We start from the raw sequence: 18,705 nt of genomic DNA, 5'->3' as shown, positions 1-18,705 counted from the left end.
CACGTCCGGTGCGCGCCAAGCCTGGCGCGCACCGGGTCGCTTGGGAGGCTTACTTCGGATAGTCGGGATTGAATGTGCTCGGATTATAGCCGGCGGGCAGCCCGTTGCTTGGCGACAGGTCGCCCGGATCGTCCATGCTGACATGGTCGAGCAGGTGCCTGTCGCCCTTGACCGAGACCGTATCCGCACCCGGCGACGTGACGACCTGGAAGCTCACCTCGACCTTGTCCGGAACCGAAATGCCCTTCATCACGTCGAGCGCGGTCTCGATGCCGGTGATGCCCATCGAGGTCGGATAGTCGATGCCGACCATCTTGATGTTGTGCTGGTTGGCCAGTTGATACATCCGGGCGACGTCGCCACCGGTCATCGGTGGAAATTCGCCGGCCTTGTAGCCGGCGTCGAGGAACGCCTCGATTGCGCCGTAGCCCTGGAGCGCGCTGTCGGCCAGCACGCCGTTGATGTTCTTGCCGTGCTTCTGGATCAGTGCCGCCATCACCGATTTGCCGGTGGCCGGGTTCCAGTCGCAATACTGCTTCTCCAGCACCTTGATATCAGGGAATTTCGAGAACACCTCCTCGTTCGCCTTGATGCGGATTTCCGCGACGCTGGAACCGGCAATGCCCGGCAGCATCACGATATTGCCCTTGCCGCCGAGCGTCTCGCACAGCCATTGAGCCTCGAGGCGGCCGAGCGCCCAGTCGGATGCGGTGACGTAGGTGATGTAATTCGACGCCGTCTTCACCTTGCGATCGACCATGACGACGGGAATGTCCTGTTCCATGGCGCGGCCGACGACGGAATCGAGCGCGTCTTCGGTCGAGGCGGCGATAAGCAGGATGTCGACGCCCTGGCTGATCAGATCCTGGATGTCGGCGATCTGCTTGGAAGGATCGTCATTGGCGTCTGTGACCAAAAGATGAGCGATCTCGTCGCGATGCTGGCCGGCGGACCAGAGGACACCGTGCTGGAAGGCGACGCGCCAGGCATTCGAAATCGAGGCATTGGAGAAACCGATCGTATAGGGACCGTCCTTCTTCCACTTCGATGTGTCGACCATGGTGTTGGCATTGGGATTCCACATCCAGGTGCGTGGCGCGCCATAGTAACCGGGCTTGGTTTCCGGTTCGGCGGCGACGGCGGCACTGGTCTGGGCGAGCTGGATGGCTGGCGCCGCGACCATGGCGGCGGCCGCGGCCGGCACGCCCCGGATAAAACTCTTACGCGATATTTTGTGATCTAATATGCTCTTTACTGACATTTGTTCCTCCTCCTGAACATTCACTAGAATGCTGATAGCTATTCTGGAAAAAATAGAAGTATTATTCTGAATCCTCTCCCGTTCAGAACATTGCGGATTGACCACGATTGGGCTCAAATTAACAATTGATAGCCGGGAAAGGTCAACCTTCGGTCTTGTAATAGCTGCTATTACATTTTTGCCCGTTGGGAAGGATTGAGAATACGATCTAAAACGGGTGCCGGGCGCTTGAGGTGCGTTCCGTCGGAGGAGAGGCCGTGAATATTCTCGTTGTCCTGCGCATGATTCCGGATTCCGCCGGCGAGCTTCAGCTTGCCGAGGACGGGCGCGGCATTGATCGCGAGTGGCTGGATTTCCAGCTCAACGATTTCGACGATCATGCACTCGAAGAAGCGATTTTGCTCAAGGAAGCGAGCGGCGCGACAGTAACGGCGGTCGCCCTTGGCGAAGGCGCCAACCGGGTGCTGCAGATGGCCGCCGCCCGGGGCGCCGACGAGGTCATCGCCTTGCAAACCAAGGACGACGCCATGATCTCCTCGCGCACCATAGCCGCCACGATCGCGGCGACGGCGCGCGCCAAATCCGCCGATCTCGTTCTCTGCGGCGTGCAGTCGACCGAAGATGTTTTCGGCCAGCTCGCACCCTATGTCGGCGCGTTGCTCGACTGGCCGCATGTCTCCGGCACCAACCGCGTTTTACCCGACGGTGCCGGATTGCGGGTAACGCAGGAGCGTGGCGCGGGCGTCGCCGTCACCTACGAGATGGCCCTGCCTGCCGTGCTCGGCGTGCAGACTGCCTCCAAGGCGCCGCGCTATGTCTCCGGCAGCAAGCTGCGCGAAGCGTCGAAAACCCCGATCGGTCGCGCCACGCTTGAGTCCTCCGGCTTCGAGCGTTCCGCCGAGATTCGTGAGCTTCGCCTGCCGGCGCAGGGCGGCTCGGGTGAGGACCTCGGCAACGACGCCGAGAATGTCGCCGATCGACTGGTCACCATCCTGGCAGTCAATGGTCTGACCGCCAACGGTCTGGCAAGGAAGTAAGCCATGAAGATGATAGCTTGCACCGAAGGCCGCTCCGACAGGATCGAAGCCTTCTCCCTCGAAATGATCGCCGCTGCGCGTTCCATCGCAACGGCCGGCGACGAGGTGATCGCCTTCTTCGCCGGCCAGGCCGCCAAGGCGGCAGCTTCTTCCTTCGGAGCAGCAGATCGGCTGATCGCCGCTGACGCCGCCGGATCCGATCTGATCCCTGCCGAAGCCTATGCGCGGCTGTTGCGCGATACGGTCGCGGCCGAACAGCCCGATCTGGTGCTGGTGCCCTACTCGGCGAACGGGCTGGATGTCGCTGCCGATATCGCCGCGCGAACCGGCTGGCCGCTCCTGTCTTATGTCAATGAAATCAAGCGTGAGGGCGAAGGCCTGAATGTGGTCGCGCAGATGTATGGCGGCAAGGTCCTTGCCGAATGCGTGGTGACGCTCCCTGCGGTCCTGATGGTCAATCCAGGCGCCTTTGAGGAGGCCGTGGCAAGCCCCGTCGACGCCGCCAGGGTGCAGCAATTCGATGCCATGCCTGCCATCGAAAGCAGCAGGGTCAAGATGGTGGCCATCGATGTGCCCGACTATGCCGATGTCGACCTGACGACAGCCGAACGGATCGTCTGCGTGGGTCGCGGCATTGGCGACGAGGCGAGCATCGACATTGCCCGCGACCTGGCGACGATCCTCGGCGCCGAGATCGCCGGCAGCCGCCCCGTGGTCGACAACGGCTGGCTGCCGAAGCTGCGCCAGGTCGGCAAATCAGGCCAGAAGGTCAAGCCCAGGCTTTATCTGGCGCTCGGTGTCTCCGGCGCGCCCGAGCATCTCGAGGGCATGTCGCACGCCGATCTGATCATCGCGGTCAACACCGATCCGAAGGCTCCTATCTTCAACGTCGCTCACTACGGCGCAACCTGTGACCTGTTCGATCTCGTCGCGAGTCTGAGCGACAGGCTGCAGGCGTCGCCGGGCCGTTGAGATGGCATCGACCTTGGTGCTCTGGGTAATACTGGCTTCGGCAATCGCAATGACAGGCTGGCGCGCACGCCATTACGTGTTAGCGCTCGCCAATGCGCCGAAGGCTGCCCGTTTCGACCAGCCGATGCGCCGCCTGGAGGGCGTGGCAACCGCCATCGGCCTGCATCGAAAAATGCTGCGCAAGCCGCTCGCCGGCGTGCTGCATGCGATCATCTTCATTTCCTTCTTCGTCCTGTTCACCGCGACGATCGAGGCCTTCGGCTCGCGTCTGTTTCCCGGGTTTTCGCTCGCACCCATCGGCGGCGAGACCTGGATCGCCGGCCTGCAGGATTTCTTCGCGGTCCTGATGCTGATCGGCGTCGGGCTTGCGCTATATCAGCGTTATGTCCTGCGGCCGGCACGGTTCAAGGGATCCAGCGGCAGCGACGCGGCGATCATCTATGTGCTGATCGTACTGATCGTGGCCTCGCTGCTGTTTGAAGCCGCAGCGCGCATTCTGGGCGGCGCGGACGGTTCGTGGCGGCCGGTCGCCTCCATGCTTGCCGGACTGCTCGGCCGCATCGGTGTGCCGGCGCAGGAGACACAGGAGATTTGCTACTGGCTGCATATCGGCGCCATCCTTGCCTTTCTCGTCTATATTCCCGGCTCCAAGCATCGGCACATGTTCCTTGCCGCGCCGAACATCTATTTTCGTAATCTCGAACCGCGCGGCACGGCACCGGCGGTGCCGCGCGAGCGTGAAAACCCAGGCGTCGACACGCTCGCCCAATTCGACTGGAAACAGCAGCTCGACCTTCTCTCCTGCACCGAATGCGGCCGTTGCCAGGCGGTCTGCCCGGCCTATGCCGCGGGCCTACCGCTCAGTCCCAAGATGCTGATCACCGACATGCGCGATGCGCTGGCCGCCGGACCGTCGGCGCTGCCGCTGGTCGGCGGCGTCATTTCGGAAGCGACGCTGTGGGCCTGCACCACGTGCCGCGCCTGCATGGAAGAGTGCCCGGTCGAGATCGAGCACCTGCCGAAGATCATCGACATGCGCCGTCACCTGATCGACGAAGGCCATGTCAGTCCGGGTTTGCAGGATGCGCTTTCCAACCTTACCCGGCTTGGCAACTCCATGGGCAAGCCTTCCAAGATGCGGGCTCGCTGGACCAGGGAACTCGGCTTTCCGGTCAAGGACGCACGCAGCGAACCCGTCGATGTCCTGTGGTTCGTCGGCGACTACGCCTCCTACGATCCGCGCGTTCAGGAAATCACCCGCAAGGTTGCCGAGTTGCTGAGTGCGGCAGGTGTCGATTTCGGCATTCTCTTCGACGCCGAGCGCAACAGCGGCAACGACGTGCGGCGCGCCGGCGAAGAGGGTCTGTTCGAGACTCTCGCGCAGTCCAACATCGATGCGATCGCGGAATGCACCTTCAACCGCATCATGACCACCGATCCGCATAGCCTGAATGCGCTCAAGAACGACTATCGGCATTTCGGCGCTGCATTTGAGGTCTTGCACTATACCGCCCTGCTGGCCGAGCTCATCCAGGCGGGAAAGCTCGACCTCGCCCCGGTCGACGGCGGCAAGGTTACCTATCACGATCCCTGCTATCTCGGGCGCTACAATGGCGGCTTCGACGCGCCACGCGACCTGATCCGCGCGGCCGGCTACACGCTTCACGACATGCCGCGCTGCCGCGAGAATTCGTTCTGCTGCGGCGCCGGCGGCGGCCGCATCTGGCAGAGCGACGACGGCGTCGCCGAGCGGCCGAGCGAGAACCGTATCCGCGAAGCGCTGAGCCTTGGCGACATCGATTATTTCGTCGTGGCCTGCCCGAAGGACAAGGTGATGTACACCGCCGCCATCGATGCCCTTGGCGTGGCGGACAAACTGAAGGTCCTGGACATAGCGGAACTTCTCGTGCCGCAGACACCTCCGAGACGCGATACGGCACCCGGGACCTCGGTGAGTGTCATCTGATGAATGCAATCCGCGAGATCGAGACAAACGCTACGGCAAATGCACCGAACGAGGAGTGAGCGATGACCATGAAAATCGGCTTTGTTGGTATCGGAAAAATGGGCACGCCGATGGCGAGCCGTCTCATCCAGGCCGGCTACGACGTGACGGTCCATGACGTCGACACCAAGGCGGTCGAGGAACTGGTCAAGGCAGGCGCCAGGGCGGCAACCAGCGCGCGCGACGTCGCCGATAGTGCCGAGATCGTCTTTGCCAGCCTGCCCAGTCCGCAGATCCTCGAAAAGGTCGTGCTCGGTGAATCCGGCATCGCCGAGGGCAAATCGGTTCGGATTTTCATCGACATATCGACGACCGGCCCGCGCACGGCCGCCAAGGTTGCCGAAGGCCTTGCACATAAGAACATCGCCATGATCGACGCGCCGGTCAGCGGCGGTTTGAAGGGTGCCCGCAATGGCACGCTCGCGGTGATGGTATCAGGCCCGAAAGCGGCCTTCGAAACGGCAAGGCCGGTGATCGAGAATTTCGGCAAGATCTTCTTCATGGGCGAGGTTCAGGGCGCCGCCCAAACCATGAAGCTTGCCAACAACCTGCTTGCCGCCGCAGCACTCGCCGTCTCCTCCGAAGCGGTCGTCATGGGCGTCAAGGCAGGCCTCGATCCCAAGGTCATGCTTGACGTCATCAACGCATCCAGCGGCCGCAACAGCGCGACGGAGGACAAATTTCCGAAATCCGTGCTGCCGCGCACCTTCGATTTCGGTTTCGCGACCGGCCTGTCCTTCAAGGACGTGCGGCTTTGCGTCGACGAGGCCGAGGCGATGGGCGTGCCGATGGTGGTGGGCAGCGCGGTCCGCCAGTTGCTGAGCGTAACCAACCAGCTCTACGGGCCTGATTCTGATTTCACCTGCATGGTCAAGACGGTGGAAACCTGGGCGCATGTGCAAGTCGGAGCGGCTCAAGATGCAAGCGTTGCCGAAGCGAGCTGACGATGGGCAACGCCGCACGTTATGAAATCCATGCCGTGCGCTACGGCCATTTCGAGCGCCGGTCGAACGAGAATTTCCTTGGCGGCGACACGCATGACGTTCCGATGCCGCTGGACTATTTCGTCTGGGCGATCGTCGGCGAGCAGCGCACCTTCATCGTCGACACCGGCTTCGACAAACCGACCGGCGACAAGCGTGGCCGCAGCGTCATCAGGCCGGTCGACGAAGGACTCGCCGCCATCGGCATCGACCATACGGCCGTAAGCGACGTGATCATTTCGCATATGCATTACGACCATTGCGGCAACCATCACCTGTTTCCCAACGCGACCTTTCACCTGCAGGATGCCGAGATGGAATTCGCGACGGGCCGCTGCATGTGCCATCACGCGATGAACCATCCGTTCGAAGTCGAGGACGTCACCACCATGGTGCGGCGCGTCTATAACAAGAAGGTCTGCTTCCACGATCCGGAATCCGAAATCGCGCCCGGCATCACGCTGCACAAGGTCGGCGGCCATTCGCGCGGGCTGCAAGTGGTTCGCGTCGAAACCGACAATGGCGCCGTGGTGATCGCCTCCGACGCCGCTCATTTCTATGCCAATATGGAACGCGAAAAGCCTTTTCCCGTCTTCGACCGGTTGAGCGACGTGATCCTTGGCGTGGAGCGGATGAGGAAGCTTGCAAGCTCACCCGCCCATATCGTTCCGGGACACGATCCGCTCGTGCTCAAGCGTTTCGCGCGCTCCAACCAGAATGTCGAGGACATCGTCGCGCTCGCGCACCCGCTCGGCTGAATTTGCGGGCGATCAGGCATTCCTCAGCGCCTGCGGCGCCACTGGTAAACCGTTCAATCATCGAATAGTCAGATCTGCACGGATTGCCCTGATATCGGCGCAGGAGGAGAAATGCCGCATTCTTTGCCGCTGGTCATCAGCGCGCCGGAACCGCGCACGCTCGACCTCATCTTCACGCCGACCCAGCTGACGCGCTTCAGGGCGAAATATCGCATCGTCGAAACGACGCCCGAGGGTGTCGCGGCGCTGCCTGCGGATGTGCTCGCCGAGGCGCGCTACATCGTCGGCCAGCCGCCGATCGCACCTGAAACGCTGGACAGGATGAAGGCGCTGCGCTGCGTCTTCAATGTCGAGAGCAACCTGATCGACAACATGCCTTACGAGACCCTGTTTGCGCGCGGCATCCATGTCGTCACCACCGGCCTGGTGTTCGCCGAGCCGGTGGCCGAGCTTGGCCTCGCCATGGCGCTCAACCTCGCCCGCGGCATCGTCGATGCCGACCTCGCCTTTCGGCAGGGCAAGGAGTTGTGGGGCGGCGATGGCAACAAGACGGCGCGGCTGCTCTCCGGCGCCGATGTCGGTATCGTCGGCTTCGGCGATCTCGGCCGTGCGCTCAATCGGCTGCTGTCGGGCTTCCGCACGCGGACCAAGGTCTTCGATCCGTGGCTGCCACCCTCGGTGCTGATCGAGACCGGCGTCCAGCCGGCCTCGCTCGATGCGGTGCTGTCGAGCAGTGACTTCGTTTTCGTCGTCGCTTCCGTCACCAGCGAGAACCAGGGTTTTCTCGGCGCAGACGCCTTCGCGAAAATGCGCAAAGGAGCGGCCTTCATCCTGCTCAGCCGCGCCGGTATCGTCGATTTTCCGGCGCTGATGGATGCCGTTCGCAGCGGCCACATCGTCGCCGCCAGCGATGTCTTCCCGGAGGAGCCGCTGGCCAAGGACCATCCCGTGCGCACGCTGCGCGGCTTCCTGCGCTCCGCCCACCGGGCCGGTGCGCTCGACATCGCCTTCAAGCGCATGGGAGACATGGTGCTGGAGGACATGGACCTCATCGACCGCGGCCTGCCGCCGATGCGCTCCAAGCGGGCTGAACGCGAGACCGTTTCGCGGATGCGATCGAAGCCGGTCGACAAGAACTGATCGTTGAAGGCACAGCCGGTACGTTCAGACAATTCGGCCCGAAGTCAGCATTCTCCGGCGCAAACGAGAAAAAGCAAAAAAAGTTTCAAGCTTTATTCGAAAATATTTTACTAGAACCGGGCCTTTTCGCGCAAAAAACCGGAACTTCCATCCGATCCTGCCGTTTTCGAAAAATGATCGTTGCTTGAACGATCCCAAAGCAACAGGAGGATTATATTATGAACATCAAGATGATTTGTTTCGGCGCCATGGCGCTTTCGATGGTTGCGGGTTCGGCCTTGGCCGCTGGAGACACAGGCACGTCGGCACTCGACGACCCGGCCAAGATGCAGCCCTTCTACACGGACTCAAGCATGAAGACGATGGTCGGTAACGACGATTTCGTGAAGGCTTGGAAAGCGCTGTCGCCTGACGACCAGACGGCGATGATGGCCGCCTGCGAGGACGAAGCCAAGGATGCAAACGCAACCAACAGCCATCCGGAGTTCTGCAGCAGCGTCAAGCAGAATGGCGGCAGCAAGTAGTCAGCAAGCTCTGCCTCAACGGTCCCGCTTCGCGGGGCCGTTTTTCAGGCTGGAATTACGCCGAGCTTAGCAAAGTGCGTTGCGGGTGATCCTCCAGCCGCTGGATTTCGCAACCCGACTGCGTCAACGGGCAAACTTCCCGCCGGGTCACAGGCGAGCGCCGCTTTGCCTGTCAAAGATGTGCACCCGGCGCGGATCGATCTTCAGCCTAACCTCTTCGCCGGGACGGACGGTCAGCCGGTCCTTCACGATGGCGTCAATAGCGTCCTCGCCAAATTTGGCGAAGATCTGCGTCTCGGAACCGGTCGGCTCCAGCACCGAAACCGTTGCCGGCAAGCCGTCGGGCGCGATATCGATATGCTCGGGACGTATGCCGTAGATGGCCGGCTGGCCATCCTGTACGCTGCCCGTTTCGACCGGCAGCACGGATCCGGTGTCCGAGACAAAGACCTGCCTGCCGTCCTTCGAGCCGATCTTGCCCTTGATGAAATTCATGGCCGGCGAGCCGATGAAACCGGCGACGAAGACATTGCCCGGATTGTCGTAGAGATCGAGCGGCGCGCCGACCTGTTCCACCTTGCCGTCCCGCATCACCACGATCTTGTCGGCCATCGTCATCGCCTCGATCTGGTCGTGGGTGACATAGACGATCGTTGTGCCGAGGCGCTGATGCAGTTCCTTGATCTCGACGCGCATGGCAACACGCAGCTTGGCGTCGAGGTTCGACAGCGGCTCGTCGAACAGGAAGACCTGCGGGTCCCGCACGATGGCGCGCCCCATGGCCACGCGCTGGCGCTGCCCGCCGGACAGCTGTTTGGGGAACCGATCGAGCAGCTTGCCCAGATCGAGGATTTCGGCCGCCTTCTTCACCTTGGCTTCGATCTCGGCCTTCGGCCTGCCCTTGATCTTGAGCGAGAAGCCCATGTTGTCGGCGACGTTCTTGTGCGGATAGAGCGCATAGTTCTGGAACACCATCGCTATGTCGCGGTCTTTCGGCAGGACATCGTTCACCACCCGGCCGCCAATGCTGATCTCGCCGCCCGATATGGCTTCGAGACCGGCGATCATGCGCAGCAAGGTGGATTTGCCGCAGCCCGACGGGCCGACGAGGATGACGAACTCGCCATCGGCGATGTCGACATTCACACCATGAATGACCTGGACGCTTCCATAACGCTTGACGATGTTCCTGACGGTGACTTCAGCCAACTGGCACCCCCTTTATTGCGGCAAGGCAATCTGCATCTTCACTTCGCCTTTTGGCGCGGATGCGGCGATTTCAAACGCTCGAACGCTGTCTTCGAACTCGAACGTGCGCGTGATCAGCGGCTTCACGTCGATCGCTCCCGAAGACAGCATCGCAACGCAGCGCGGAAAGACGTGCGCGTAGCGAAACACGTGCTCGACGCGCGCTTCGCGTACCATCGCCTTGCCGACGTCGTAATTGATGTCATGCATCTGCACGCCGATGAACACCACCCGGCCGGCCGGACAGAGCGGATCGAAAATGCCTGCCGCGGCGCGTGGACTGCCCGAGCATTCGAATACGATCTCCACGCCCCAGCCATCGGTCGCGGCGAGAATTTCCTTGGCCACATCCTGATGCGCGACATTGATCGGCGTGATAGCGCCGAGCTTCGCCGCGAGCTCGAGCTTGGTTTCGTCGATATCCGATACGAAGACCCGTGCGCAGCCCGCCGCCAGCGCGGACAGCGCGGTGACCAGGCCGATCGGCCCGGCGCCCATCACCAGGGCGATGTCGCCCGGCTTCACTTGCGCCTTGGTGGCGGCATGGATGCCGACGGCGAGTGGCTCGACCATGGCCGCCTCGGCAAAGGAAACATTGTCGGGAAGCTTGAAGGTGAAATTCTCCGGATGGACGACGGTCGGCCGCAGGACGCCATGGATCGGCGGCGTCGCCCAGAAGCGAACCGCCGGATCGACATTGTACAGGCCCATGCGGGTCGCGCGGCTGTTCGGGTCGGGAATGCCCGGCTCCATGCACACCCGGTCGCCGACCTTCAGCGACGTCACCTCCGCGCCTGTCTCCACGATGATGCCTGACGCCTCATGGCCAAGGATCATCGGCGCCTTGACCTGGAAGATGCCGGCGCCGCCATGCGTATAATAGTGCACATCCGAGCCGCAGATGCCGACGGTGTGCAATTTGATGCGCACGTCGCGAACGCCAAGCACCTCCTCGCGCTCGATCGGGAAATCCCGCAGCGACAGTTTCATCTTTTCTTCCAGCACCAATGACTTCATGACCTGCTTCCTGTCCTCTTCACTCTCGATCGTGGTTGCGCGCTAAGCTTTTTGTTTGAGCATGATCTATTCCGAAAACCGGTTCCCGCTTTTCGGGATCGTGCTCTAGCCACGCCAAACGATCAGCACCCCCAATGCGATCGCCAGGACATGACAGACCGACAATGGGATCGACTGTTCGAGAAACCTCATCCAGAGCAGTTCGAGCGCGACGAACAGATAGATGCCGACGAAAACCCGGTCGAACCAGTTGGTCACGATCGGCAGGAAACCGGTGCGTTGCGGGCTCGCGACGATGGTGTTGGCTTCGTCATCCACCGCATCGAGATCGACCATGTGCTCCATGGAACTACTCCTTGACCGCGCCGAAGGTCAGGCCAGCCACGATGTGCCGCTGGACGACCGAGAAGATCAGCAGCGCCGGTATAAGCGTGATGATCGCGATCGACGCCATCGTGCCCCATTCGGTTCCGGTCGTCGTTACATATTCCGACAGGCCGGTGGTGATGGTGCGCGCGTTGAAGCTGGTGAGCGTCGCGGCGAGCAGGAACTCGTTCCAGGCGAACACCCAGGTCAGGATCAGGGTGACGGCGAGACCAGGCCGCGCAAGCGGAAAGATCACTTCGCGGATCACCTGCCAGGTCGTGGCACCGTCGACGGTCGCGGCCTCGTCCAATTCCTTGGGAATTGCATCGATCGTCGGCCTGAGCGTCCAGATGGCGAAGGGCAGGTTGAAGGTGCAGTAGAGCAGGATCATGCCCGTGCGCGTGTCGTAAAGTTTCCACTCCCCTATGACGAAGACCTGCGTGAAGAGCAGGAAGAAGGGCAGCAGGAAAACCGCGGCCGGCGCCATGCGGTTGGTGATCGTCCAGAAAAAGATGTTCTCTTTTCCCGGTAGATCGAAACGCGAGAGCGCATAGCAGGCCATGAACGCCAGGACGGTCACCAGCACCGCATTGCCGGTCGAGATAATGATGGAGTTGAACATGTAGCGGCGCAGCGTGTCATCGCCGAGAACCTTGACATAGTTCTTCCAGTAGACGGTTTCGAGCAGCACGCTGGGGGTGGTGAACAGCTCGACGGCCGGCTTTACGGAGATCACGAACAGCCAATAGATCGGAAACAGCGTCACCAGGCTGAGCAAGGTCCACAGCAGGATGGAAAGAATGGGGCGATTGGCGCGCATCAGGAAGCTCTCTTCTGGCCGCGGCGGGCGACAAGGGCGACGTAAAGCAGCCAGCACATCACCAAGGTGAGGTACAGGACGATGACCGACGTTGCCGAGCCGTAGCCGTAGTCGGTCTTGGGAAACACGATCTTCCAGATGTGCAGGCCGAGGTACCGTGTCGCCGCACCTGGGCCGCCGCCCGTCAGCATCCACACTTCGTCGACGGTGCGCAGCGCATCCATGAGGCGGATGAAGACCGTCGCCAGGATCGCCGGGCGGATCATCGGCAAGGTGACGTGCCAGAATATCTGCCACCGGTTGGCGCCGTCGATCTGCGCCTGCTCGAACGGCTCCTTGGGCAGCGAAACGAGTGCCGCAAGCAGCGTCAGCGTCACCAGTGGCGTCCAGTGCCAGATGTCCATGATGACGGTGAGCGCAAAGGCCATGGTGGCGTCACGGCCGATATTGAGGTCGTAGCCGAACCAGGATTTCAGGAGATAGGGGATGATGCCGATGCTGGGCGTGGTCATGAGCCGCCACACCGAGCCGACGACGATCGGCGCCACGATCAGCGGCAGCGTGTGGATCGTGCGGAAAAAACCCCGGCCGGGAAATTCCTTCATGAACAGCTGGGCCAGAAAGTAGCCGAGGATGACCTCGCTCAGGACGGCGAAGAAGGCGAATTTCAGCGTGAAGGCGATCGAGGTCAGGAACTCGTTGTCGAACACGAGGCGACGGAAATTGTTGGCGCCGTTGTAGACCATATAGGGATTGGCGCCGAACGGGTTCCATTGATGGAAGGACACATAGAGCACGTACAGAAATGGGACGATGCCGAATATCCCCAGGATCGCAATCGTCGGGGCGAGCAGCAGCCATCCCACTCTGTTTGATCGCATGAAATCACTCTCCAGGAAGGCGCTTCACGATATTCCCCGGAATGTCGTGAAGCGGCAAGAAGCGTATTCGGACCGCCGCTTCAAGGCGGCCCGAAGTCTGCGTTCGCCCTGCTACTTGCGGTAGCCGAGATTCGTCAGTTCCGCCTCGGCGGCCGCAGCCATCTGGTCGAGCCCATCGTCGGGCGAGACCTCGCCCAACAGGATCTTGTAGAAGATCGGCGCCGTTGCTTCACGCACCTGCGCGTGGAACGGATAGGGCGGAGCGCCGGCAAACAGCTTTCCGTCGTTCTTGAGCATGGTGTAGTAGCCGTTGAGCTTCTTATCCATCTCGATGACCTTCGGATCGTCGTAGGTTGCCGTGTTGGTGATGCGGGGTGCCGCCACCGCCCAATCGCCCTGGACCGAGTCCTGGCCGATATATTGCAGGAACAGCAGCGACGCTTCCTTGTTCTTCGAAGTGATTGGAAGGCCGAAGGCGCCGCCATCATAATAGCCGATATAGCCCTTGCCGGCCTCCGCGTCCTCCATGACGCCCGGCTCCAGCGGCGGCAGCGCGACACCGACATTGCCGACGACCTTCGATTTCTCTGCATCAGCGGCAATCCAGGCCGCGTTCTCGCCATAGACGAGTCCCTGTGCCGCACGGCCTGCTGCAAAGGTCGTGGCGACCTCGGTCCACGTACTGGCCTGAGATTCCGGCGGGGCGATGTCGCGCAGATGCAGCCAGTATTTGAGCGCCGCCTTTGCCTTGTCGCTGTTCATCGTGCCGCCATTAGCGACTGATGCCGAGTAGTTCTTCGAAGCGTCAATGCCCCAGTTGTAGACGCCGAATGTCGGCGCGACCGATTCGAAAAACTCGTACCATGAAGCCGGATGGCCGGTATGCGCCTGGGCGGTGGTGCCCCACAGTTCCAGATTGTGGTCCTTGCCCCATTTGGTGAAGAACTCCGCGATCTGCGTATATTCCTCATGGGTCTTTGCCGGCACCAGATCCTTGCCGGTTTCCTTCTTGAACGCTTCCTTGATCGCCGGGTCGTTGAAGAGATCGGTCCGGTACAGATAGATTTTGATGAAGGCTTCCATCGGAATGCCGAAGAGATCGCCATCGGCATTCTTGAAATAGTTCGCAAATGTCGTGAAATGCGTTTCGTCGTAATCCGGCGCTTTCAGCGATGGATCGTCCTTGAGCGATTTCGTGATGTCGACCAGGAAGTCCCGGGCAAGATAGGCATAGATGATATCCTGCTCGATATAGACCATGTCATAGATGCCGGTCTTGGCTTCCATGTCCTTGATCGCCTTGTCGTACATCTGGTCCCAGGACGTGGTCTCGATTTCCACCTTGATGCCGGTCGCCTTCTCGAAAGCGGGGGCAAGAACGTCCTTGATATAGTTCGAAGGCGGGGTGCTTTCGGTCACGCCGTGCAGCGTGACACCCTTGTATTTCGCACCGGCGTCCGACCAGAAATCGGCTTTGGCAGGCATTACGCTGGTCATCAGGCCGACTGCCAATGCGGCAAGACTCATTCCAAATTCATGTTTCATTTTTCACTCCTCCAACAAAACATTGACTGTCAGTCATCCACTTCTGCGATCGCTATGTCCGTACCCCCTGGGGAACGCAGCTCTTGGCCATCCGGACAAAGCTGAAGCCCTTTTCAGGCCGATAAATGCCGATAAATGCAGTGGCTCCGTCGCGCCTCCGACCAGCCGATCGAGGCGCCGCTCGCCATCCCTCCTGATAGCGCGGTTGCCACGACGCAGTACCCTCAAGACAATGAAACGGCGGCTGTGGTTCCCGCCAGATACCTCCTCCCTCGACCTGCCTTCGCAGTGTCTGCCACAGCCTCGCTCCCGTGGGCATTCCGATGAACTTAGTGCGGCCGACATTGCCCCTGCCACGCGTGGTTTGCAGGCGACCTATACTTTTTCGCCGACTGCGCGTGCGTCGTCTGACCAGGTGCGGATTTCCCTGAACGGATCGGCGCGCGCCTCAGTCCCGATCTTGTGGGCACTGCGCCGGTAGTCCGATGGCGTGCGCCCGCAGATCTTGAAGAACTGCCTGTTGAAATTGGCGATGTTGTTGAACCCGACCTCGAAGCAGATGTCGGTAATCGGCCGATAAGTCTGCGTCAGCAGCGAGCAGGCGGCATATATGCGCGCGAGGATGACGTAACGGGCAAAGGTATGGCCTGTCTGCCGCTTGAAGAAACGTGAAAATGCTTGCGGTTCCAGGTCGCAGAGCCTGGCAACGAACGGCAGGTCGATATCGTCGCTGTAGTGGTCCAGAACGTAGCGCATTGCCACGTCAAGTTCCGGCGGCAATTCCGCCTGCGCGGAGGTAGGTGCCAGCCGCGAGAGCCTGCGGCGGTCGTCGGGATTGCGGGCCAGCGTGATCATCAATTGCAGGAAGAGCACAACCCGCTCGGCGCCTTGGGCGGCGCCGATTTGTGCGAGCAGCCGCTGCCCAGCGAGCGCGGTGGCACCACGAAACTCCACTCCGTAGACCGCGTCGTCGTAGAGCGGCCGGATGGTTCCAAGTTCGGGGCAGAAGCCGGTGACACGATCGGCCCATTCGCGGCTGAACTGGATCAGCATATCGCGATTGCGAACCAGCTTCCCGGGTTCAATATCGCTGACCCAATTGTGCGGGACGTTCGGCCCGGTCAGGACCAGGCACCCTGGATCGAACTTGCCGATATGATCTCCCACCATCATGACGCCCGAAGTCGTTCGCGTCAGGTGCAACTCATATTCCGGGTGATAATGCCATTTGGCCTTGAAAAATGGATAGTCATGCATGTTCCAGCGAAACGACTCCGCCGGCGGACATATGATCATTTCGAAGTCCGGAACGATCTTCTGAGCGGGCTTCATTGAATGGCTCCTTCCCGATAACGCAGCGCTTCGCTCTCCTTGATCCGCCGCCTTCCGCAGCCGGCAAGGGTCCCTACCCTCGGTGGCAGCGCCTCCTTTGCCCGGAGTTGTCGAAAACCGTCGTTTACCGGCCCAATTGTCACAAGGACTGTGGATCATTCAGCGCGCCCAGGCCACCGAACATAGTACGTCACCGAACACACTGAACGATGCCACAGGGCGAAACACAAGCTGAGCTACCGCGCATTCAAGCGCGGCTCGATAGTCCTCCTCCTCTACGTCTGGTGCTTTTGCCAAACTTATATGTTGCTTAACAGGACAAATTAGGGTTTTCCATTAAGCTGTCAATCACTTTTGTTCAGGCAGCACGATTCAGCCGGGCTATTTGATATTTCACATCACCTTGACATGCAGCATGTTTGGATATTTTGTTGCTCTACGCAACATAGATTGCGTCCAAGAGATAATTACGTCCAGGAGGAGGGCCGCATGCGCAGATTGGGCATTCATTCATTCGTTTGGACCGGCGGCGGCACCCAGGCCATGCTTGAAGAAGCAATGGAGAACTCGGCCGCGTGTGGTTACCGACTGATCGAGTTTGCGTATCTTCGACCCGAAAAGTTCGACCTCGACCGCCTCGCCAGGAAGGCTCAGGCGCTGGGCCTCGAAATCGCCGTCACGATGGGCCTTCCCTTGAGCGCCGATGTGTCGAGCGAGGATGCAGGCATCGTCAAGGCCGGCGAGGAATTGCTGGCGAGTGCCGTCGCGGCGGTTCGCGATATCGGCGGCACAAAGCTTGGCGGCATTCTCTATTCTGCCCATACGAAATATTCGACCATGCCAAGCGATCGCGGCCGCAAGAACAGCATTGCAGCCATTGCCAAGACGGCCGAAACAGCAAAGAAGGCTGAGGTCGATCTGGTCCTGGAAGTCGTCAACAGGTTCGAGACGAACCTGTTGAACACGACGGCTCAGGGCCTCGACTTCATCAAGGCGACCGGCTCCGATCACGTCACGCTCCATCTCGACACGTTTCATATGAACATCGAGGAAGCGAATCCGGCGGCAGCCATTCGTCTGGCCGGCGACAAGATCGGCTATTTTCACATCGGCGAAAGCAATCGCGGCTATCTCGGCGACGGGGTGATCGACTTCGATCGTATCTTCGATGCCTTGCTCGACATCGGCTACGAGCGCGACATCACCTTCGAATCGTTCTCCAGCGCGGTGGTCGATGAAGGGCTTTCGCTGGCATGCGCTATCTGGCGCGATACCTGGACCGAGAACATGCCGCTGGCAAAGCATGCCAAGGCCTTCATCGACCTGAAAATGGAAGAGGCGGTTCGCCGGCGAACGACGAACGCCCGGCCATAGTCGAGGATCTGGTTGTGCGGCGGATCGCAGGTAGCGTGGAGAGACTTACGTGAACGACCCGGCGCTGACCGCCAGTTCGCATCGCCGAATCCGACAAAGCAACGAAGTCGCGGCGCTCAGGGCCCTGCATCAGTTTGGGCGTCTCAGTCGGGCCGAACTCGCACGCAAATTGCGCCTTAACCGCTCTTCGTCGGGGCATATCATCGCCAGCCTGACCGCCGACGGTCTGGTGCGCGAAGCAATCGAGGATTCGCCTGAACAACCGGGCTATGCCCGGGTCGGTCGCCCCGGCATCATGCTCGAACTCGTGCCGGATGCCATATTTTTCCTTGGGGTCGAGATCGGTGTCGAACATATCAGCACGGTCGAGATCGATCTCGGCACCAACATCGTTTCGACGAATGTGGAACCGTTCGATGGGCCCTCGATCAGCGTAGAGGCCGCGGTCGACCGCGCGGTGAGCCTGGCTCTCCAGTCCATTCCGGCGTCAAAACTGGAGCGCTGCGAAGGCTTTGGCGTATCGACGCCGGCGCAGATGGACAAGCATGGCCTGGTCCGCTTGGCGCCGCTTCTTGGCTGGCGAAATGTTCACCTCGCGGATTTGGTGAGAGACGCCCTGCCGCTGCGCGTTCCGGTCCTTGCCGAAAACGACGCCAACGCATTCGCCATCGGCGCGACCTACGGGCGCAGCGAGGCGCATTCAGGCGTGACGCTCTTTCTGGTGATGGAGAGTGGCGTCGGCGGCGGCATCATCATTGACGGCAATCTCTTTCGCGGCGCCAATGGGCTGGCTGGCGAGATTGGGCACCTGATTGTCAGCGACACGCCAGGCCCGCGCCGCAATCTGGAACAACTGATCGGCCTTGAGACCATCATGGGGGAGTATCGCAAGACCTCCACCCTCGATCATCCGACATTCGGCAACTTCCTGGTCGATGTCCAGGATCGGCTGCCCAGCGCCGTCTCTATTGCCGAGCAGTGGGCAAGGGCCTTGGCGATTGGGCTTGTGCAGGCTTGCCGGATCATCGATGCCGACCGGATCGTACTGGGAGGTTCGGTCGCAGCACTCTATCCCCTGATGACCGCCAGGGTGGCTGCACATATCCACGCCACACAGGAATCCAGTTTCCCGGTCCCATCAATCACAGTGAACGATGAAGGAACTGTCGGCTCCGCCTTCGGTGCGGCCTGCATGTTGCACCAGCGCTATCTGTCCCTGGATAGCCAGCGTTTCGCCGATGACACGGCGGAACTCGAAGAGCCAGGGGAAGACGAGGGCTGACATAGTTCTCGGTCGATTAATATGTTGTATAAACCTACAAACGTTCATAATGTGCCCTTCAGGAGGAGTAATCGCGCATTCCTAACCGTAGCCGTCCCGGGCTGTTGTTCGCTGCCGGAAAGGACTGGCGCGCGGTCGCCGCGTGACCTGCGGCTGGCGC

Annotated in this window: 17 protein-coding genes; 9 read left to right on the top strand and 8 right to left on the bottom strand. The window is 60.8% G+C overall.

What is annotated here, in order from left to right; all coding sequences use genetic code 11:
• Positions 1-49 precede the first annotated feature (49 nt).
• On the bottom strand, positions 50-1,261 hold the full coding sequence (locus tag CN311_RS00690; RefSeq protein WP_097571516.1) for a substrate-binding domain-containing protein: 1,212 nt from the start codon (positions 1,259-1,261) through the stop codon (positions 50-52).
• A 257-nt stretch (positions 1,262-1,518) separates the two neighbouring features.
• On the opposite strand from CN311_RS00690, the gene CN311_RS00685 reads away from it, so the two are divergent.
• The 7 genes from CN311_RS00685 (at position 1,519) to CN311_RS00655 (ending at position 8,680) form a co-directional block, all read left to right on the top strand.
• A complete protein-coding gene (locus tag CN311_RS00685; RefSeq protein WP_097571515.1) occupies positions 1,519-2,298 on the top strand; it encodes an electron transfer flavoprotein subunit beta/FixA family protein in 780 nt (259 codons plus the stop codon).
• 3 nt (positions 2,299-2,301) lie between these two features.
• Positions 2,302-3,270 (top strand): electron transfer flavoprotein subunit alpha/FixB family protein, encoded by a 969-nt coding sequence (locus CN311_RS00680; protein WP_097571514.1) that lies wholly within the window; start codon positions 2,302-2,304, stop codon positions 3,268-3,270.
• A gap of 1 nt (position 3,271) precedes the next feature.
• The gene (locus tag CN311_RS00675; protein WP_097571513.1) at positions 3,272-5,236 is read left to right on the top strand and encodes a heterodisulfide reductase-related iron-sulfur binding cluster; all 1,965 of its coding nucleotides are present in this window, start codon (positions 3,272-3,274) and stop codon (positions 5,234-5,236) included.
• Positions 5,237-5,304: 68 nt separating this feature from the next.
• A complete protein-coding gene (locus tag CN311_RS00670; protein WP_165779539.1) occupies positions 5,305-6,219 on the top strand; it encodes an NAD(P)-dependent oxidoreductase in 915 nt (304 codons plus the stop codon).
• 2 nt (positions 6,220-6,221) lie between these two features.
• Positions 6,222-7,016, top strand: a complete 795-nt coding sequence (locus CN311_RS00665) for an N-acyl homoserine lactonase family protein (protein ID WP_097571511.1) — start codon at positions 6,222-6,224, stop codon at positions 7,014-7,016.
• A 111-nt stretch (positions 7,017-7,127) separates the two neighbouring features.
• A complete protein-coding gene (locus CN311_RS00660) occupies positions 7,128-8,156 on the top strand; it encodes a hydroxyacid dehydrogenase (protein ID WP_097571510.1) in 1,029 nt (342 codons plus the stop codon).
• Positions 8,157-8,374: 218 nt separating this feature from the next.
• On the top strand, positions 8,375-8,680 hold the full coding sequence (locus CN311_RS00655) for a hypothetical protein (protein ID WP_097571509.1): 306 nt from the start codon (positions 8,375-8,377) through the stop codon (positions 8,678-8,680).
• A 147-nt stretch (positions 8,681-8,827) separates the two neighbouring features.
• On the opposite strand, the gene CN311_RS00650 is transcribed toward CN311_RS00655, so the two are convergent.
• The 7 genes from CN311_RS00650 to CN311_RS00620 all read right to left on the bottom strand — a co-directional run bounded on the left by CN311_RS00650 (position 8,828) and on the right by CN311_RS00620 (position 15,610).
• Positions 8,828-9,889, bottom strand: a complete 1,062-nt coding sequence (locus CN311_RS00650) for an ABC transporter ATP-binding protein (protein WP_097571508.1) — start codon at positions 9,887-9,889, stop codon at positions 8,828-8,830.
• A 12-nt stretch (positions 9,890-9,901) separates the two neighbouring features.
• Positions 9,902-10,945, bottom strand: coding sequence for an NAD(P)-dependent alcohol dehydrogenase (locus CN311_RS00645; protein WP_097571507.1), 1,044 nt, complete (start codon positions 10,943-10,945; stop codon positions 9,902-9,904).
• 105 nt (positions 10,946-11,050) lie between these two features.
• Positions 11,051-11,290 (bottom strand): DUF2160 family membrane protein, encoded by a 240-nt coding sequence (locus tag CN311_RS00640; protein WP_097571506.1) that lies wholly within the window; start codon positions 11,288-11,290, stop codon positions 11,051-11,053.
• Between the two features lie 4 nt (positions 11,291-11,294).
• Positions 11,295-12,131: a carbohydrate ABC transporter permease gene (locus CN311_RS00635; protein ID WP_097571505.1), complete on the bottom strand. Its 837-nt coding sequence runs from the start codon at positions 12,129-12,131 to the stop codon at positions 11,295-11,297.
• Positions 12,131-13,012: a carbohydrate ABC transporter permease gene (locus CN311_RS00630; RefSeq protein ID WP_097571504.1), complete on the bottom strand. Its 882-nt coding sequence runs from the start codon at positions 13,010-13,012 to the stop codon at positions 12,131-12,133. Before CN311_RS00630 ends, CN311_RS00635 begins: the two co-directional genes overlap by 1 nt.
• Before the next feature lie 111 nt (positions 13,013-13,123).
• Complete coding sequence (locus CN311_RS00625; protein ID WP_245440674.1) at positions 13,124-14,539, bottom strand: extracellular solute-binding protein; 1,416 nt, start codon at positions 14,537-14,539, stop codon at positions 13,124-13,126.
• A gap of 393 nt (positions 14,540-14,932) precedes the next feature.
• Entirely contained in the window at positions 14,933-15,610 is a 678-nt protein-coding gene (locus tag CN311_RS00620; RefSeq protein ID WP_245440673.1) for a helix-turn-helix domain-containing protein, read from the bottom strand.
• Positions 15,611-16,378: 768 nt separating this feature from the next.
• Here CN311_RS00620 and CN311_RS00615 point away from each other — a divergent pair.
• Positions 16,379-17,263, top strand: coding sequence for a sugar phosphate isomerase/epimerase family protein (locus CN311_RS00615; RefSeq protein WP_097571501.1), 885 nt, complete (start codon positions 16,379-16,381; stop codon positions 17,261-17,263).
• A gap of 49 nt (positions 17,264-17,312) precedes the next feature.
• Positions 17,313-18,545, top strand: coding sequence for an ROK family transcriptional regulator (locus CN311_RS00610; RefSeq protein WP_097571500.1), 1,233 nt, complete (start codon positions 17,313-17,315; stop codon positions 18,543-18,545).
• Positions 18,546-18,705: the final 160 nt, after the last annotated feature.

This window comes from Mesorhizobium sanjuanii (genome assembly GCF_002529485.1).
GTDB classification, from domain to species: domain Bacteria; phylum Pseudomonadota; class Alphaproteobacteria; order Rhizobiales; family Rhizobiaceae; genus Mesorhizobium; species Mesorhizobium sanjuanii.
Note: the sequence above shows the minus strand (reverse complement) of the source record. Positions and strands in the feature narration are given on the sequence as shown.

Excerpts from the sequence above, each read along its gene's own strand:
- CN311_RS00690 (WP_097571516.1), bottom strand. The coding sequence starts at position 1,261 with ATGTCAGTAAAGAGCATATTAGATCACAAAATATCGCGTAAGAGTTTT.
- CN311_RS00680 (WP_097571514.1), top strand. The coding sequence starts at position 2,302 with ATGAAGATGATAGCTTGCACCGAAGGCCGCTCCGACAGGATCGAAGCC.
- CN311_RS00675 (WP_097571513.1), top strand. The coding sequence starts at position 3,272 with ATGGCATCGACCTTGGTGCTCTGGGTAATACTGGCTTCGGCAATCGCA.
- CN311_RS00670 (WP_165779539.1), top strand. The coding sequence starts at position 5,305 with ATGAAAATCGGCTTTGTTGGTATCGGAAAAATGGGCACGCCGATGGCG.
- CN311_RS00665 (WP_097571511.1), top strand. The coding sequence starts at position 6,222 with ATGGGCAACGCCGCACGTTATGAAATCCATGCCGTGCGCTACGGCCAT.
- CN311_RS00660 (WP_097571510.1), top strand. The coding sequence starts at position 7,128 with ATGCCGCATTCTTTGCCGCTGGTCATCAGCGCGCCGGAACCGCGCACG.
- CN311_RS00655 (WP_097571509.1), top strand. The coding sequence starts at position 8,375 with ATGAACATCAAGATGATTTGTTTCGGCGCCATGGCGCTTTCGATGGTT.
- CN311_RS00645 (WP_097571507.1), bottom strand. The coding sequence starts at position 10,945 with ATGAAGTCATTGGTGCTGGAAGAAAAGATGAAACTGTCGCTGCGGGAT.
- CN311_RS00640 (WP_097571506.1), bottom strand. The coding sequence starts at position 11,290 with ATGGAGCACATGGTCGATCTCGATGCGGTGGATGACGAAGCCAACACC.
- CN311_RS00635 (WP_097571505.1), bottom strand. The coding sequence starts at position 12,131 with ATGCGCGCCAATCGCCCCATTCTTTCCATCCTGCTGTGGACCTTGCTC.
- CN311_RS00630 (WP_097571504.1), bottom strand. The coding sequence starts at position 13,012 with ATGCGATCAAACAGAGTGGGATGGCTGCTGCTCGCCCCGACGATTGCG.
- CN311_RS00625 (WP_245440674.1), bottom strand. The coding sequence starts at position 14,539 with ATGAGTCTTGCCGCATTGGCAGTCGGCCTGATGACCAGCGTAATGCCT.
- CN311_RS00620 (WP_245440673.1), bottom strand. The coding sequence starts at position 15,610 with ATGCTGATCCAGTTCAGCCGCGAATGGGCCGATCGTGTCACCGGCTTC.
- CN311_RS00615 (WP_097571501.1), top strand. The coding sequence starts at position 16,379 with ATGCGCAGATTGGGCATTCATTCATTCGTTTGGACCGGCGGCGGCACC.